1 rRNA gene is annotated in these 2,862 nt (G+C 49.9%); it reads left to right on the top strand.

The annotated features are described in order from the left end of the window. Positions 1–24 precede the first annotated feature (24 nt). Positions 25–2,862, top strand: a 23S ribosomal RNA gene (locus tag DS885_RS00670); the annotation flags it as partial.

Genomic DNA, 2,862 nt, shown 5'->3' with positions numbered 1-2,862 from the left:
CCAAACACTGTTTAGGTGTTGTATGGTTAAGTGAATAAGCGTGCACGGTGGATGCCTAGGCAATTAGAGGCGATGAAGGACGTGGTAATCTGCGATAAGTCCAGGGGAGTTGATAACAAGCGTTATATCCTGGAATTTCCGAATGGGGCAACCCGGCACTTAGTGTCATCGTTATGTGAATACATAGCATAGCGAAGCAAACGAGGGGAACTGAAACATCTAAGTACCCTTAGGAAAAGAAATCAACCGAGATTCCGATAGTAGCGGCGAGCGAAATCGGAACAGCCCTTAAGCTGTTTAAAAGTTAGTGGAAGGCTCTGGAAAGTGCCACGGTACAGGGTGATAGTCCCGTACACAAAAACTTCTTTACAGTGAAAACGAGTAAGTCGGGACACGAGAAATCCTGATTGAATATGGGGGGACCATCCTCCAAGGCTAAATACTCCTAATTGACCGATAGTGAACCAGTACCGTGAGGGAAAGGCGAAAAGAACCCCTGTGAGGGGAGTGAAATAGAACCTGAAACCGTGTACGTACAAGCAGTAGGAGCGGATTTATTCCGTGACTGCGTACCTTTTGTATAATGGGTCAACGACTTAATTTCAGTAGCAAGGTTAACCATTTAGGGGAGCCGTAGGGAAACCGAGTCTTAACTGGGCGAATAGTTGCTGGGATTAGACCCGAAACTTGGTGATCTAGCCATGAGCAGGTTGAAGATTGAGTAACATCAATTGGAGGACCGAACCCACTAATGTTGAAAAATTAGGGGATGACTTGTGGCTGGGGGTGAAAGGCCAATCAAACCAAGAGATAGCTGGTTCTCCTCGAAAGCTATTTAGGTAGCGCCTCATGTATCACTGTTGGGGGTAGAGCACTGTTAAGGCTAGGGGGTCATCCCGACTTACCAACCCTTTGCAAACTCCGAATACCAACAAGTGCAATCATGGGAGACACACGGCGGGTGCTAACGTCCGTCGTGGAAAGGGAAACAACCCAGACCGCCAGCTAAGGTCCCAAAGTATATGTTAAGTGGGAAACGATGTGGGAAGGCTTAGACAGCTAGGAAGTTGGCTTAGAAGCAGCCATCTTTTAAAGAAAGCGTAATAGCTCACTAGTCGAGTCGGCCTGCGCGGAAGATTTAACGGGGCTAAACATATCACCGAAGCTGCGGACGCATATTTATATGCGTGGTAGAGGAGCGTTCTGTAAGCCGTCGAAGGGAAAGGTGTAAACCATCCTGGAGGTATCAGAAGTGCGAATGTTGACATGAGTAACGATAAGGGGGGTGAAAAACCTCCCCGCCGGAAGACCAAGGGTTCCTGTCCAACGTTAATCGGGGCAGGGTGAGTCGACCCCTAAGGCGAGGCCGAAAGGCGTAGTCGATGGGAAACGGGTTAATATTCCCGTACCCTTATATTTTGCGATGGGAGGACGGAGAAGGCTAGGTGGGCCTGGCGATGGTTGTCCAGGTTCAAGCGTGTAGGTAGGTGACTTAGGTAAATCCGGGTTGCTATATACTGAGACGCGATGTCGAGCTACTAAGGTAGTGAAGTCATTGATGCCATACTTCCAGGAAAAGTCTCTAAGCTTCAGAAATATGAGGATCGTACCCCAAACCGACACAGGTGGTCAGGTAGAGAATACCAAGGCGCTTGAGAGAACTCGGGTGAAGGAACTAGGCAAAATGGTACCGTAACTTCGGGAGAAGGTACGCCCTTGACGGTGATGAGACTTGCTCTCTAAGCTGTTGGGGGCCGAAGATACCAGATGGCTGCAACTGTTTATTAAAAACACAGCACTCTGCTAAATCGTAAGATGACGTATAGGGTGTGACGCCTGCCCGGTGCCGGAAGGTTAATTGATGTGGTTAGACTTAGGTCGAAGCTATTGATCGAAGCCCCGGTAAACGGCGGCCGTAACTATAACGGTCCTAAGGTAGCGAAATTCCTTGTCGGGTAAGTTCCGACCTGCACGAATGGCGTAATGATGGCCATGCTGTCTCCACCCGAGACTCAGTGAAGTTGAAATCGCAGTGAAGATGCTGTGTACCCGCGGCTAGACGGAAAGACCCCGTGAACCTTTACTATAGCTTAGCAGTGAACTTAGAGCCTACATGTGTAGGATAGGTGGGAGGCTTTGAAACCGCGTCGCCAGATGCGGTGGAGCCAACCTTGAAATACCACCCTTGTATGTTTTGAGTTCTAACCATGGCCCCTGAATCGGGGTTTGGGACACTGTTTGGTGGGTAGTTTGACTGGGGCGGTCTCCTCCCAAAGAGTAACGGAGGAGTACGAAGGTTGGCTAATCACGGTCGGACATCGTGAGGTTAGTACAATGGTATAAGCCAGCTTAACTGCGAGACAGACACGTCGAGCAGGTACGAAAGTAGGTCATAGTGATCCGGTGGTTCTGAATGGAAGGGCCATCGCTCAACGGATAAAAGGTACTCCGGGGATAACAGGCTGATACCGCCCAAGAGTTCATATCGACGGCGGTGTTTGGCACCTCGATGTCGGCTCATCACATCCTGGGGCTGAAGTCGGTCCCAAGGGTATGGCTGTTCGCCATTTAAAGTGGTACGCGAGCTGGGTTTAGAACGTCGTGAGACAGTTCGGTCCCTATCTGCCGTGGGCGTTTGAGAATTGAGAGGAGCTGCTCCTAGTACGAGAGGACCGGAGTGGACGAACCGCTGGTGTTCGGGTTGTTATGCCAATAGCATTGCCCGGTAGCTACGTTCGGAATCGATAACCGCTGAAAGCATCTAAGCGGGAAGCGAGCCTCAAGATGAGTTCTCACTGGAACTTTAAGTTCCCTAAAGGGCCGTTGGAGACTACAACGTTGATAGGCAAGGTGTGTAAGTGC

Origin of the sequence: Psychromonas sp. B3M02 (genome assembly GCF_003318165.1) — a bacterium.
Classification (GTDB): domain Bacteria; phylum Pseudomonadota; class Gammaproteobacteria; order Enterobacterales; family Psychromonadaceae; genus Psychromonas.
Note: the sequence above shows the minus strand (reverse complement) of the source record. Positions and strands in the feature narration are given on the sequence as shown.